The organism is Mesorhizobium sp. M6A.T.Ce.TU.016.01.1.1 (assembly GCF_003997065.1).
GTDB classification, from domain to species: domain Bacteria; phylum Pseudomonadota; class Alphaproteobacteria; order Rhizobiales; family Rhizobiaceae; genus Mesorhizobium; species Mesorhizobium mediterraneum.
This window is the reverse complement of record NZ_RZTJ01000008.1, coordinates 24,825-37,866: the sequence shown is the minus strand read 5'-3', so window position 1 is coordinate 37,866 and position 13,042 is coordinate 24,825. Positions and strand designations below refer to the sequence as shown.

Sequence of the window (13,042 nt, the reverse complement as noted above, 5' to 3'; positions counted from 1 at the left end):
GATTCAGGCTTGGCTGACGCCAATGCCTGGTCGGTTCGGCGGCTGGCGCATGTCGCGCACGATGCCCATGGCTAAGGCGAGCAGCATGCCTAGAGCAAAGCCAGCGAAAGCTCCCAGGCCTGCCATGAGGGGGGTGCGGGGCGGCCACGAGCGCCCGTTTGGCGGTACTGCGGTGGAAATCACCTGCACGTTCGTGGTGTCGATCTGCTCGCGCTCGGTGATTTGGCGGGCGCGAGACAGGAAGCTTTCATAGATCGTCCTCCTTGAGGCGGCGTCCCGTTCAAGCTCACGTAGGGCGACCTGGGACTCGCTGTCGGTGAAAACATTGCTCTTCAGATCGTTCATCTTGGCGCTGAGGGAAGCCAATGAGGCGTTGGCCTTATCCAGGTTGGCTTTTGCCGTGCCGACCGTGCGGGAGAACTCCGCCCTGAGTTGAGAACTGACGGTTTCGAATTCTGTCCTGAGCCTGACAATCGTCGGGTGGCGCGGACCAAAGGTCATGGACTGTGAATCGATTTGCTGCCGCAGGCCGTTTGCCTTGTCGCGCAGTGCTGCGAGTGCTGCCGAATCCGCCGGGTCAGGGTTGGCTCCATTGACACCGGACGCAACCAAGGCGTCGTAACTTGCCTGCGCAGCGATCACGCGCGATTGCGCCTCCCCAATTTCGCTATTGAGCTGCGTCATCGTCTGCGAACTGACGAGCTGGCCATTGCTGGAGGACAGGTTGTGGCTGCGCCTGTAGCTCTCGACCTTCTCTTCGGCCGCTTGCACGTCGCGCTTGAGTTGGCCGAGCCGGCCGTCAAGAGCAGCTGCTGCACGGCTGGCACCAGCAGCTTCGGCCTTGGCCAGTTCTTCCTGGAAAGCTTTCACTATGGCTTGCGAGATCAGGATCGCCTTGCTGGTGGTTTCCGCCGACACCGAGAGGGTCGTGACGAACGACGTTTCATCTGCAGTGACATCGACCCGCTCCGCCAGGCTCTTCTGGGCGACAAGCTTCGGATCGGACTTGCCGCCACTCGCTCCAACACCAGACGTGGAGGCACTCTGGTCCGGGTCGAAAAACTCCGGATCGTTGGCTAGACCGAGTTCGTCCACCACACGTGCAAGCACGTTGCCCGAGGTCAAGATGCGCTGCTTGCTGCGCGCGTTGAGAATTTGGCTGTCGACCTGGCCCGGTTGCGAGTAGAGGTCGTTTTCCACAACCTGCAAATTGGCAGGATTGATGAGGATTTCCGTTGTAACGGTATAACGCTGTTTGCTCAGCAGCCCATAGGCGGCGCCGATGACGCCGCCGGCCACGGCCAGCATGCAGGCCACGGCGAGCCCGGCACGCAGCCAGACAAACAGGCGTCGAAAATCGAGCTCAAGGAAATCGCCGATCTTATCAAGCGTCACCGTCGGGACAGGCTCGGGTGTGTGCTGCGTGACAGGGGCGGAGGTGCGCGCCATGGCTAGGGGATCCTGTTGCAGCCTTGCCCTGCTGGCGCGCCGCGCATTGGCGATCCGCTCGAGTGCACTGATGTCGGAATCCGCCACAGAGGGAAGGGGTGTGTCGGAAGCGGCGGACATGGTGCTAACTCTGGTTATTCGCTATGCGGGCCAGCACTACAGAAAGATCGTTAACATCTCATTTTCCAAGTTGGCATATTTTGCCGATTCACGCGCCGCGGCCGTTCGGCGGTCCCTTGAATGGATCTCGTTTGGCCAGAATGCCGTTTGAATACCGCCACTTGGATGGGCCATGAGCTATCCCGCTGCCGCTTCGGAACGATTGATGTCCAGCCAGGCGCGCCGTCAGAACGCGCTGTCGGTTCTGTTTTTCCTGTGCGCGGCGTTTGCGTTCCTGCTCCGCCTCACGGTGTCACCGCAGATTATGAACATGGTCGTCGACTATACGGCCGACGGTGGCTCATTCTACGAGAAACTGCATTTCGGCACCTATGCTATCTTTCTGCTGCTTCCTATCGTTCTTTTCAGCCGACCGTTCCTGCTGCAGGGCGACGAAATTGGAATATTCAAGGCTTTAATGCTCTATTCTGCGCTGATGTTCGCGCTGGTGCCGTATCTGTTCATCACCGGCCGTGCGGGCTCCTCGGGGTTCATCATCGATACTTATCTGGTGGCGGGCGCCGCAGGCCTTTTGATGCTGGCCTTGAACGCGGAAGTGCGGCGGGCGTTGGGCGACGTCGTGCTTGGAATGGTGATCCTCAGCGCTGTGCTCGGCACGATCGAAGCGGTGACTCAACATCGGTTTATGCCTTACGGTCTCAACGAACTGCAGTTCAGGCCAATCGGCCTATCGGCGCATCCGCTGGCACTAGGCGCGCTCTGCGCCACAGCCATCGGATTCGTACCGCTGACGCGCTGGCGCATATGGGTGCGGGTGGCATCGATTCTCGTGTTGCTCGTCGGTTGTGCTGCGTCAGGCGCCCGCGCCGCCCTGATGCTCGCTGCCGGAGAAACCCTCATTCTGCTGATGTTCGTGCCTTGGCCGCGCCTGACTCTCAAGCACCAGCGGCAGGCCAAGTCCGTCGTGCTGCTGTTCGCACTGGCGGGCGGCGCAGCGCTGGTGGCTATACTGTTTTCGGGCGGGCTGCTGAATCGATTCGGCAACACGATCTTTGACGAGAATTTCATGGCGCGGGTGACGATCTACCAGATATTCGGACTTGTTAGCTGGAAAGACATCCTGTTTGGCATGAACGTCGACGACCTCCTGGCGATCGTCAACGAGAAGCTGCATCTGCCTTATATCGAGAGCGCGCCGGTGGTCATCATCATGCTCTTCGGCTTGCCCATAGCTGTGCTCTTTATCGTGCTGGTATTCTGGTTCATTTTTCGGCTGCTGCGCGCGGCGCCGCTGCCGGCATGGATCGGCACCATGACGTTTCTGCTTGCTGCGCTGTCGAACAATGCGCTTTCGTCAAAGGCGCCGGATATCACGACCATCGTGGTCTTGCTGCTTGCCTATAGAAACGTGCCGTATAGAAACCAGCCGAAGAGCACATCTTCGACCGCTGTTGCATCCGAGCCGAAACTGGATCGGCTTGGATAAGCGCAGACTCCAGACGCCTCAGCCAGCGCTATCCACAACTTCGACATTGCCGGCGCGGTTAAGCGTGTGAATGCCGCCGCGGGCCCATGCCGGCCCCGGGCCGATCGGGTGGGGCGGCGCAAAACGGACATCGCAATCGTCAAGCCGATCCAGCCGCATCAACCCCAGGCCGCCGCCATAGGCTCTCGACCCGTTTTGGACCGGCAGCACCGGGGCGTCATCGTGGCGGATAAAGGCGCCACCGGGTCGAGCGGCCGAGTGATCGACGGCGATAGGGTTGAGCGCATGTGCAACCCATGGCCCGCGCAGCGAGGGCGCGGAATAGACCGTCATCGTATCCGACGCGCTGCCATAACCGAACCGCTCCGTCCCGAACAGCCAGAAGCGCCCGTCCGATTCGAGCAGCGTGGCGTCATTGAAATCCTTGTCCGTCATCAGCACGGTGTCGCGTACCCAGCGATCTGGAAACTGCGCGGCACGGTAGAGCACAAGCTCGCGCGCTGCTCCACTTTCGGGGATCATGAAAATCTCGCCGGCGTGAGCGACCACCTGCGGATACGACAGATGGTGCGCTTCCTCCAGCACAACCCTCGGCACACCGAAGGTGCCGTCGTCACCCAGCTCGGCGACAGAAATCACGCCGCGACCGGTGGCATAGGGAAATTCCTCGACAAACAGATAGTGGCGGCCATCCCGCTCGATGACGAATGGATCGGCGTAGAATCGCTGGCCATCGTCCGGGAGGACGGTGAACGGCGTACCATCGAGTTGCCCGGTTTCGGCGACACCTGGCCCGTCGATCAGCCGATAGGCAACCTGCCAATAGAAGGGGCGCCGCCCAAGTCTAAGTTTTTGCACGGCGCGATCGATCAATCCCCTGCAGAAAAAGGGCAGGTAATGCCGGACAAAACCGCCGCTCCTCAGGATCGGCGCCGGGCTATCGGCGATTGGCACAAGTTCGCCCGCGGAAAAACGGGCGACGCTTTGCGCAACCAACGAGATCGCCCCAGCCAGCAGGTCGTTGCAGCTGCGAGACAGCCAGAGACGGTCGCCGAGCATCGGTCGCCCGCGGGCGACCGTGACGCCATCGAGGCGAACGGCAAGCTCGGGCAATCGCCCGCTCGCGAGCATCTCGGCCACCCCGGCGGGAAAGGTGCTGCGGCCGCAAAACTCGAGCGTCAGAACCGGTGTGCCGAGTCGTGCGAAAGTGCCGGTGAGATCGATCACGAGGTTGGCTGGACCGGAACCGCCAGACGGCAACGGGTCGGAGGGGCTTGCCAACGAGGGTCCGAAGCGCCGGCTCTCGACCGCCAGCACAATGTCCAGTCCGCGAGCGATCGGCGCAGGCGTCGGCGCGCGGCAGCTCGAAACCACGTGGCCAGCTGCGTTCAACCGCACCAGAAGCTCATTTTCCCAGCGCCGAGATCCAACGATGTGGTCGATAATTAAAATATTAGTCAATCGAATATGTTCTTTTTCAAGACTACTCTGCCAGGATACCTATCGGGTCAGGCTTTCATAAGAGTTACCGGGGAGAACGCAGGCTTGGCTGTTAATCATATATTAAGATTTAAGGTCACGAAGGCGGCTTCTGCCGCTATTATAGCTCTTGTGGCGAATAATCAGCAGGTCGCGACGCCTTCTGGCGACCAGGATCAGCAATGAACGTCCTTTCACATCCAAAACTGCCGTCCAGGCAAAAACTGCTGATCGTGTTCGGCACGAGGCCGGAGGCGCTCAAATGCTTTCCGGTGGTGCGTGCCGCGCTTGCCCATCCAGGTTTTATTACCGAGACATGCATCACCGGCCAGCATCGCGAGATGGTCGACCAGGTCATCGAACTGACTGGCCTGCCGGTGCATCACGATCTCAACATCATGCAGCCCGGCCAGACATTGTTCGACGTGACCTCGCGCGTGCTGCTGGGCATGGCCGAAGTGCTGGAGAAGGCGAAGCCCGATATCGTCCTGGTGCAAGGCGACACGACCACGGCGATGACTGCGGCTCTGGCTGCCTTCTACAAGCGCATCCCGGTCGCCCATATCGAGGCAGGATTGCGCAGCCACGATATCAACTCTCCCTTTCCGGAGGAGCTGAACCGCAAGATTGCCGGCGATATCGCGACGTGGCATTTCGCGCCGACCATCCAGGCGCGCGACAATCTCATCGCCGAAGGAAAGGCTGCGAACACCATCTTCGTGACCGGTAATACGGTGATCGACACGCTGTTGCATTTTTCCGGCGCGATCGATGGCGACAAGTTGATGAGCGCGAAGCTCGCCACTCGTTTCCCTTTCCTCGATCCCACCAAGAAAATGATCCTCGTCACCGGTCATCGCCGTGAGAATTTCGACGGCGGCATCCACCGTATCTGTGCGGCGCTGAAGCGATTGGCGGTGCGCGAGGACGTGCAGATCGTCTATCCTGTCCATCCCAATCCCAATGTGCGCTCGGTGGTCAACACAGAGCTAGGGGATGTGCCGAACATCCATCTGGTCGACCCGCAGGATTATCTGCCATTCCTGTTCCTGCAGAAGCAGAGCTATCTGGTGCTGACCGACAGCGGCGGCGTGCAGGAAGAAGCGCCTTCGCTCGGCAAGCCGGTGCTGGTGATGCGTGAGAATACCGAGCGACCTGAGGGGATCGCGGCAGGTACCGCCCGTCTCGTCGGCACCGATATCGAAAAAATCCTGTCCAATGCTAACAGCCTGCTCGACGATCAGGCCGCCTATCGCGGCATGGCGGAACGACACAACCCATATGGCGATGGCCGGGCCAGTAACCGGATCGTTGAGGAACTGCTGCATCATGGCTGAGATCAAGACCGTTTCCGTTATCGGCATGGGCTATATCGGCCTGCCGACCTGTGCCATCTTCGCCAGTCGTGGGCTCGACGTCATTGGCGTCGACGTCAACGAGGCCGTGGTCGAGAAGGTCAATCGCGGCGAAATCCACATCGTTGAGCCGGACCTTGATGGTTTGATCCAGAAGGTTGTGGCCAACGGCAAGCTCAGGGCTTTTAGCACGCCGCAGCCGGCGGACGCCTTTATCATCGCCGTGCCGACCCCGATGACCGAGGACCACAAGCCGGATGTGAGCTATGTGCTCGCGGCAGCACGAAGCATCGCCTCCGTGCTGAAGCGGGGAGACCTTGTGGTGCTGGAATCGACATCGCCGGTCGGCACGACGCGCATCATGACGGCACTGCTTTCCGAGCTGCGGCCCGATCTCAAATTTCCTCTCGTGCATGGCGAAGAGGCCGATGTCCTGGTCGCCTATTCGCCCGAGCGCGTGTTGCCGGGAAAGGTCCTTACCGAGCTGATCAACAACGATCGCTCGATCGGAGGACTGTCGCGCAAGTCGTCGGAACGGACTGCGGCACTCTATTCAACCTTTGTTGCCGGCGACCTGTTCACGACCAAGGCCGAAAGCGCGGAACTGGTGAAGCTGACCGAGAACGCGTTCCGCGACGTCAATATCGCCTTTGCCAACGAGCTTGCGGCGGTGTGCCAGGATCTGTCGCTCAACGTCTGGGAGGTGATCGATCTCGCTAACCGGCACCCCCGCGTCAACATCCTCCAGCCGAGCCCGGGCGTTGGCGGCCACTGCATTGCGGTCGATCCGTATTTCATCATCGATGCCGCGCCCAACAGCACGCGGCTGATGGCCTCGGCACGCCGGATCAATTCCGAGCGTCCTTTGTCGGTGGTCAGGGATATAGAAGCCCTGCTCGACCCGTCCCGCAAGCAGACGATCGCCTGTCTTGGCCTCAGCTTCAAAGCCAATATCGACGACATGCGCGAGAGCCCGGCTGTCGAGGTGGTGAAGCTTTTGTCAGATATTCCCAACCTGAAGATCATCGCGGCTGAGCCCAACACACATAGGCTGCCGCATGAGCTCGAGGGCAAGGGCATCATCTTCACCGATGCGCTTTCCGCCATCGACCAGTGCGATATCGTCGTCCTGCTGGTCGACCATCGGCAGTTCAATCTGGTTGATCCCGAAGCGCTCAAGGACAAGAAGCTCATCGACACGCGGGGTCTGTGGACCTGGCGCAAGGCACGCAAGCCTGACGCCCGCATCGAAGGCAAGAAATCTGCGACCGAGCACCTGGCACTTCCTGCAGGTGCAGAGGAGGCCGCATGAACGCGCACGATCCAGTATGGGCGCAGCATCGCCTATTGGCATCACGGCGCCGGGAGTTCCTCGGCGCGCCGATCCATGCGCTGACCATGGCCGAGACGCTGGCCATCGCCGATGAGGCGATGACCCTGCGGCGGCCGCTGCATCATGTGGTCGTGAATGTCGCCAAGCTCGTGAACATGCGCAACAATACCGAGCTGCGGGAGGATGTTGCGACGGCGGATGTGATTAATGTCGACGGCATCGGCGTGCTTTGGGGCGCGCGTCTTTGCGGCGTCGCGCTGCCGGAGCGGGTAGCCGGCGTCGACATCATGACCAATCTGTTGAGCCTCTGCGCGAAGCGCGGCTTCAGGCCCTTCCTCCTGGGTGCCGAGCAATCCGTTCTCGATGCGGTTGGAAGGCGGCTTGCCAAGGATCATCCGAGCCTCGTCGTCGCCGGTATTCGCAATGGCTACTTCAAACCGGAAGACGAGGCCGGCATCGTCGAGGCGATCAACGCCTCGGGTGCCGACTGCCTGTTGGTGGCCATGCCGACGCCGCGCAAGGAGCGCTTTCTCAAACGCCATCGAGACGAACTCACTCCGAGTTTCGTCATGGGCGTGGGCGGCAGTTTCGACGTCTATGGCGGCAAGGTCGCCCGGGCGCCAAAACTGATTCAAGCGGCCGGTCTCGAGTGGTTGTTTCGCGTGGCACAGGAGCCGCGACGCTTGTGGCGCCGCTATTATGATACCAACACTGCCTACGTGGGGCTGCTATGCCGGGAGTTCTGGGACCGTCGGGGGCGCCGAAAGGTCGATCTGTAAGCACCGGTTACCCCAAAAAATAGGGCACCGGCCCTGGGCTACAGCACCGGTCCGAAATCGGAACCACTTTTCCAGGACTACGATACGACGCGCGCCGTCGCAGGTTTATGCGAGTCGTAGCCGCGCCCGCAACTTAGCTGCGAATAGCATTGCGGCGGCGGGATAAAACAGCCACGTCAGCCCGAAGAAAACCACTGCGCCAGCGGTGCCGCCCGCGGCGAGCGAGAAGATGGCCGGCGCATCGCCGAGTACAGCGCTGGCAAGGCTGGCGGCCAGCCCCGTGCAGAGCGAGATGACGATCGAAATGCCGATGTCGCGCCATGGCACCGGCACCGGCGTCAGCCGTTCGCTGATGATGATGCAGGCAACAAGGCCGACCAGCGATCCGCCCGCCAGCGCCAAAGCAGCACCGACCTCCGCCATCGGCGGGATCAACAGCACAGACAGTGCGATTGTCGCCACCGAGCCGAAGGAATTGGCGATGATCAGCAGCCACGGCCGCTTGTGCGCGTGCACCACTGTGCCATAGACGAAGCTCGCGAGGTTGGCACACAGCACGCTGAAGGCGATGATCGGAAAGAGCAGGCCGAAACGGCCGTGATATTGCGGGGGCAGCAGGAGCTGCGTGATGTCGCTGCTGAGTGCGACCAGCATCGCTGCGACCGGCAGGCAAAGGCGGATCATCAAGGCCATCAATTGCGACAGCAGCCGGCCCGATGCCGCAGGCCCGTCGTCGTCGAACCGGCTGACCACCTCGGGAAAGGCGCCCATGTTGATCGAGTTGGCGACCATGTCGATCGGCTGACGGGCCAGTGCATAGGCCGCGGCGAAGATCGCCACGGCGCCGGCATCGTAATAGATCTTGAGGAATACGCGCTCTGCGCTGTGCAGGCCGAAGCCAACCAGCGCCATGATGACCAGGGGCACACCGAGGACGAAGAACTCCTTTTGGGTGAAGCGTGGCGGACCGGCAACGACACGTCGCGATGCCATTATGCCCGCCACGATGCCGGCGATTAAAACGCCGAGGCTCGAGCCGAGCGATACCGTCAGAAAGGAATCCTGAAACAGGACGACGGCGCCTATCGGCAGCGCGAGTTGCAGCACGGCGCGCAGGAACTCGAGCATCGAATAGACCGAATGACGCTGCTGCATCTGCAGCACCGTCAACGCGAAGCGGCCGATGGAACCGGCGATCAGGTAGCTGCAGACGGCGATCGCGAACTCGACCCAGCGCTCCGGCACGACCACTGCCGAGGCGACCACGGATATAATCAGCGCCAGCGCCGTGCTGGCAAGCAACACCCGCCCGGCCAGCATCAGGCTGCCGCGGCTGATGTCGCCTTTGCCGCCAAGCCTGAGTAACGCGATACGCAGCCAGTTGGTAACGGCAACGTCGGTCATTTCGCCGACGGTCACCACCAGGGTCAGCAGGCCATACTCGGTCTGGTCGATCAACCGCGTCACGATGACCAGCAGGAGCAGCGCGGAGATCCGCGTCAGCAGGATCGCCGGGGCATAGATGAGCGTTGAGCGGAGCAGCAAAGGGTTTTCCCCGGAGATTCACCTTCGATTAACCGTCGACCGGCGGAAAATCCAGCGCGATGACGGCAAAGGGTGAACAGATTCAGTTTGAACTAACGGATTTGTCGTAACCTAATTTGAAACCTTTGCTTTGTAGTTCCGAAATGGAGTCATGTTGCAGCGTCTGGTTCACAATCGAAAAGTGCATGTCCTTGTCGCAACGCCCTCGGGCGTTTCGGGGCAGGGAGGCATCGACCGCATCATGGGGGCGCTGAAGCACGAGTTCGAGCGGCAGGAGATCGCCGACATCGATGTACGCTTCCTTGCCAGCCGCGGCCCGGGGCATGTCGGGCTTTCGATCTTCTATATGTTTGACTTTTGCTTGCGGATGCTCGCGGCGCGTTTGGCCAAGCGTGCCGATGTCATACACATCAATATATCAGTTTCCGGCAGCACCTATCGCAAGATGGTGATCGCCGCCTGCGCACGGCTGCTGTCGATACCTTATGTCCTGCATTTGCACGGGGCGCAGTATGAGACATTCTGGAAAGACGATCGTGGTTTCATGAGCCGCCGCATCGAAGCTCTGTTCGAGCATGCCGGTCGGGTGATCGTCTTGGGCGGGCTTTGGCGCGACTTCGTCGCCAGCCGGGCACCGGGGGCGGCCGGCAATATTGTCATCGTTCCCAATGCCACCGCGGTTCCCACCTTGGCGCATGTCGGCGGCGGCGGCGATGCGCATATCCTGTTCCTTGGTCGCATCGGCGACCGCAAGGGCGTGCCGCAATTGATCGATGCGCTGCACCGGATGAAACCGATCGAGGGTTGGCGCGCCACGATCGCCGGCGATGGCGACGTCGAGGCGGCGCGGATGAGAACGGCCGAACTGAGCCTTGCCGAGCGCGTTACCTTTCCTGGCTGGGTCGGGCCTGACGAGGTCGCATCGCTGATCGCTTCGGCGGACATTCTGGTGCTGCCCTCCTTTGCCGAAAACCTGCCGGTCTCGGTCATCGAAGGCATGGCCGCAGGCCTCGCAGTGGTGACGACGCCTGTCGGCGCCGTGGAGGATATCATCACCAACGAGCAATCCGGATTGCTGGTGCCGCCCGGCGATGTTGCGGCGTTGACCGATGCGCTGACACGGCTGGTCGAAAATCCGGCATTGAGAGCCAGGCTTGGTGCTGCCGCGATGGCCGTGCATCGGGAACGGCTTGATCTCGCACCGTTTGTCGGCGCGATTTGCGACGTCTGGAGGTCGGTGACGTTAAAGGCTCAATCGGTCAAGCACTGACGCTGTCGTATGCATGGACGCTTAGCGTGCGCGCCATGCTTGCGGAAGGTGACCTTATGACGAGCTGCTGAGGGTTGAGCGCGACATCGATCCCATTGGCGTCACTGCGGCGCTCCAAGCGCGAACTCGCGGTGGAATATCTCCAAATTCAACAGCGCCCATATCAGCTTTTCGTGGTCTGCGGCCCCCTTGGTGTGCTCCGAGACAATTTGATCAAGGTGTTTTGCGCTCAAATAGCTGCGAATGACGGACTGAGAGGAGCAAAGATGGTCGTGCACGTAGTTCCTCATCGAGCCGCGAAACCATTCGGCGACGGGCACCTTGAACCCGATCTTGCGGCGATTGAGAATTTCCTCAGGAAGCATGTTGGCCATACTGTTGCGCAAGATCAGCTTACCCTTCCGCCAACCCACCTTGTAGCGATCGGGCAATGTGCTGACGAACGCAACCAGATCGCGATCGAGGAATGGCATTCTTCCTTCGATTGAACCGGCCATCATCATCCGGTCGCCTCGTTCCAAGAGATTGTCGGGCAACCACGATGTCTGATCGAAAAACAGCGCGCGGCGAAGGTGGGACGCCGTCGCGCTTGAGGAGAACGGGAAGTTGTTGCGTCCACTGCGGCAATTGGCCGGCGCACCAATGAGGCGATGGTGTTCCCGTGCTGTCATGGCCCCAAACCAGGAGATCATCCGGGTGGCAAAGTCCCTTTCACCCGCGCTTCGGGCAAATGTATCGAACTTGGCCGTTGCGCCAGGCATCGCGCGTATCAAAGGGGCGAGGAGGTTGTTGTGGAGCAAGGCTGGAACCAGCGACCGGTAGATTCCAGCCAGTGATTCTGCGCGATGTTTGGGATACCCGCCGAGAATCTCGTCTGCCCCTTCCCCAGTGAGCACCATCTTGACGTCCTGCGAGGCCCGCTCCGACATCAGGTAAATTGGAATGTCCGAACTTTGTGAAACAGGCGCCCCCAAATGGCGAATCAACTTGGGCAGGTGGTCGATCAGGTCGTCCGCTTCAATGACCAGCTCGCAATGATCAGTCTTGAAATGATCGGCGACGCGTCGGGCGAATGGGAACTCACTGTAAGCCGGCTCGCTGAAACCGACCGAAAATGTACGAATGGGCTTGTCGCTGTGCTTGGTCATCAGGGCAACGATCGCCGACGAGTCGAGCCCTCCGGAGAGAAAGGCGCCAAAGGGTGCATCGCTGCGCATTCTAATCTCGACGGAATGGTCGAGCAGTTCCAGAAATCGTCGCTTGGCGGTTTCTTCGTCGATATCCTCGGTCAGATCGGTTTGATCTGGAGGCGTATAATAGCGCGTTTCCGTCACTGTCCCTTGCGACCAAACAGCATAGCTTCCGGGGTTGAGTTTGCGGATTTGTTTGAAAAGCGTGCGCGGTCCAGGCACATAACGCCAGCGCAGATACTCGTGGACAGCGTCCAAATCGAGCTGCTGCGCATCTGGCTGCGACGACAACAACGCATTGATCTCTGAGGCAAACGACAGCAATTTTCCGCTTTGCATGAGGTAAAGGGGCTTTTTGCCGAAGGGATCCCGGCCGAGGATCAATTCCTGCCTCTGAGCATCCCAGAGCGCGAAAGCGAACATGCCGCTCAATCGGTCAAACATGGACAAGTGCCACTGATCATAAGCTCTGAGCAGCACCTCAGTATCGGAGCGTGTTCGAAAATGATGACCGAGGCCGATCAGTTCCTGGCGCAGCTCGATATAGTTGTATATTTCGCCGTTGAAAATAATTCTGAGGCGGCCGTCGTCGACATGCATCGGCTGGTTAGAATCGGCATTTAGGTCAATAATCGCCAAGCGGCGATGCACCAATGCCAATTGGTTCTCGCCGGTGTTCAAGTCCAAGAACTCGGTACCTTCGGCATCGGGACCACGATGCCGCAATGCGTTAGACATTCTGGCGGCCCGATCTTGTGGATTCTCAACCCTCGGCCCTACCCAGCCGCCAATTCCACACATTTTCTTTCCCTTGGGCGAGCGCGTATTTGCGGCGCTATTTACGACGAATGTATTAAACACTTGGTTGCTGACAAACCGGATCGCGCGGAAAAAGGCCGCAAGTTGGTGCAGCTCAGCTTGATCGGTTCGATGAAGCTCTGCCCGTTCCGGATGAAGTGCCACCGGCGGTTGCGGCCGGAGGCGGCAAGACGGTTTAATGAAGCCAGGCCGATCCCGATCCAGTGTGGCAGGGGTG

At 60.2% G+C, this 13,042-nt stretch carries 10 protein-coding genes; 6 read left to right on the top strand and 4 right to left on the bottom strand.

The features are described 5' to 3' along the window. Positions 1 to 3: 3 nt before the first annotated feature. Positions 4 to 1,449, bottom strand: coding sequence for a GumC family protein (locus tag EOC94_RS16715; RefSeq protein WP_245465585.1), 1,446 nt, complete (start codon positions 1,447 to 1,449; stop codon positions 4 to 6). Here EOC94_RS16715 and EOC94_RS34580 point away from each other — a divergent pair. Continuing rightward, positions 1,448 to 1,720 carry a hypothetical protein gene (locus EOC94_RS34580; protein ID WP_245465584.1) on the top strand — a complete coding sequence of 91 codons (273 nt, stop codon included), beginning with the start codon at positions 1,448 to 1,450 and terminating at the stop codon, positions 1,718 to 1,720. The two genes, EOC94_RS16715 and EOC94_RS34580, sit on opposite strands and share 2 nt — an antisense overlap. Positions 1,721 to 1,741: 21 nt before the next feature. After that, positions 1,742 to 3,055, top strand: coding sequence for a VpsF family polysaccharide biosynthesis protein (locus tag EOC94_RS16710; protein WP_210212082.1), 1,314 nt, complete (start codon positions 1,742 to 1,744; stop codon positions 3,053 to 3,055). A gap of 18 nt (positions 3,056 to 3,073) precedes the next feature. On the opposite strand, the gene EOC94_RS16705 is transcribed toward EOC94_RS16710, so the two are convergent. Then, the gene (locus EOC94_RS16705) at positions 3,074 to 4,453 is read right to left on the bottom strand and encodes a hypothetical protein (RefSeq protein ID WP_127291861.1); all 1,380 of its coding nucleotides are present in this window, start codon (positions 4,451 to 4,453) and stop codon (positions 3,074 to 3,076) included. A 263-nt stretch (positions 4,454 to 4,716) separates the two neighbouring features. On the opposite strand from EOC94_RS16705, the gene wecB reads away from it, so the two are divergent. The 3 genes from wecB to EOC94_RS16690 are packed head-to-tail and all read left to right on the top strand — an operon-like array spanning position 4,717 to position 8,001. Next, the gene (gene wecB, locus EOC94_RS16700; RefSeq protein WP_127291858.1) at positions 4,717 to 5,871 is read left to right on the top strand and encodes a UDP-N-acetylglucosamine 2-epimerase (non-hydrolyzing); all 1,155 of its coding nucleotides are present in this window, start codon (positions 4,717 to 4,719) and stop codon (positions 5,869 to 5,871) included. Then, on the top strand, positions 5,864 to 7,201 hold the full coding sequence (wecC, locus tag EOC94_RS16695) for a UDP-N-acetyl-D-mannosamine dehydrogenase (protein ID WP_127291855.1): 1,338 nt from the start codon (positions 5,864 to 5,866) through the stop codon (positions 7,199 to 7,201). Before wecB ends, wecC begins: the two co-directional genes overlap by 8 nt. Further along, positions 7,198 to 8,001, top strand: coding sequence for a WecB/TagA/CpsF family glycosyltransferase (locus EOC94_RS16690; protein WP_127291853.1), 804 nt, complete (start codon positions 7,198 to 7,200; stop codon positions 7,999 to 8,001). The genes wecC and EOC94_RS16690 overlap by 4 nt, the downstream gene beginning before the upstream one ends. Positions 8,002 to 8,106: 105 nt before the next feature. Here EOC94_RS16690 and EOC94_RS16685 read toward each other — a convergent pair whose 3' ends face one another. Beyond that, positions 8,107 to 9,546, bottom strand: coding sequence for a polysaccharide biosynthesis C-terminal domain-containing protein (locus EOC94_RS16685; protein WP_095489079.1), 1,440 nt, complete (start codon positions 9,544 to 9,546; stop codon positions 8,107 to 8,109). A gap of 151 nt (positions 9,547 to 9,697) precedes the next feature. Between EOC94_RS16685 and EOC94_RS16680 the strand changes: the two genes are divergently transcribed. Beyond that, on the top strand, positions 9,698 to 10,816 hold the full coding sequence (locus tag EOC94_RS16680) for a glycosyltransferase family 4 protein (protein ID WP_127291850.1): 1,119 nt from the start codon (positions 9,698 to 9,700) through the stop codon (positions 10,814 to 10,816). A gap of 101 nt (positions 10,817 to 10,917) precedes the next feature. Here the strand turns inward: EOC94_RS16680 and asnB are convergent, their stop codons facing one another. Continuing rightward, positions 10,918 to 12,969: an asparagine synthase (glutamine-hydrolyzing) gene (gene asnB, locus EOC94_RS16675; RefSeq protein ID WP_245465583.1), complete on the bottom strand. Its 2,052-nt coding sequence runs from the start codon at positions 12,967 to 12,969 to the stop codon at positions 10,918 to 10,920. Positions 12,970 to 13,042: the final 73 nt, after the last annotated feature.

Coding starts and splice junctions, on each gene's coding strand:
- EOC94_RS16710 (WP_210212082.1), top strand. CDS start 1,742: ATGAGCTATCCCGCTGCCGCTTCGGAACGATTGATGTCCAGCCAGGCG.
- EOC94_RS16690 (WP_127291853.1), top strand. CDS start 7,198: ATGAACGCGCACGATCCAGTATGGGCGCAGCATCGCCTATTGGCATCA.
- EOC94_RS34580 (WP_245465584.1), top strand. CDS start 1,448: ATGGCTAGGGGATCCTGTTGCAGCCTTGCCCTGCTGGCGCGCCGCGCA.
- EOC94_RS16715 (WP_245465585.1), bottom strand. CDS start 1,449: ATGGCGCGCACCTCCGCCCCTGTCACGCAGCACACACCCGAGCCTGTC.
- wecC (WP_127291855.1), top strand. CDS start 5,864: ATGGCTGAGATCAAGACCGTTTCCGTTATCGGCATGGGCTATATCGGC.
- wecB (WP_127291858.1), top strand. CDS start 4,717: ATGAACGTCCTTTCACATCCAAAACTGCCGTCCAGGCAAAAACTGCTG.
- EOC94_RS16680 (WP_127291850.1), top strand. CDS start 9,698: ATGTTGCAGCGTCTGGTTCACAATCGAAAAGTGCATGTCCTTGTCGCA.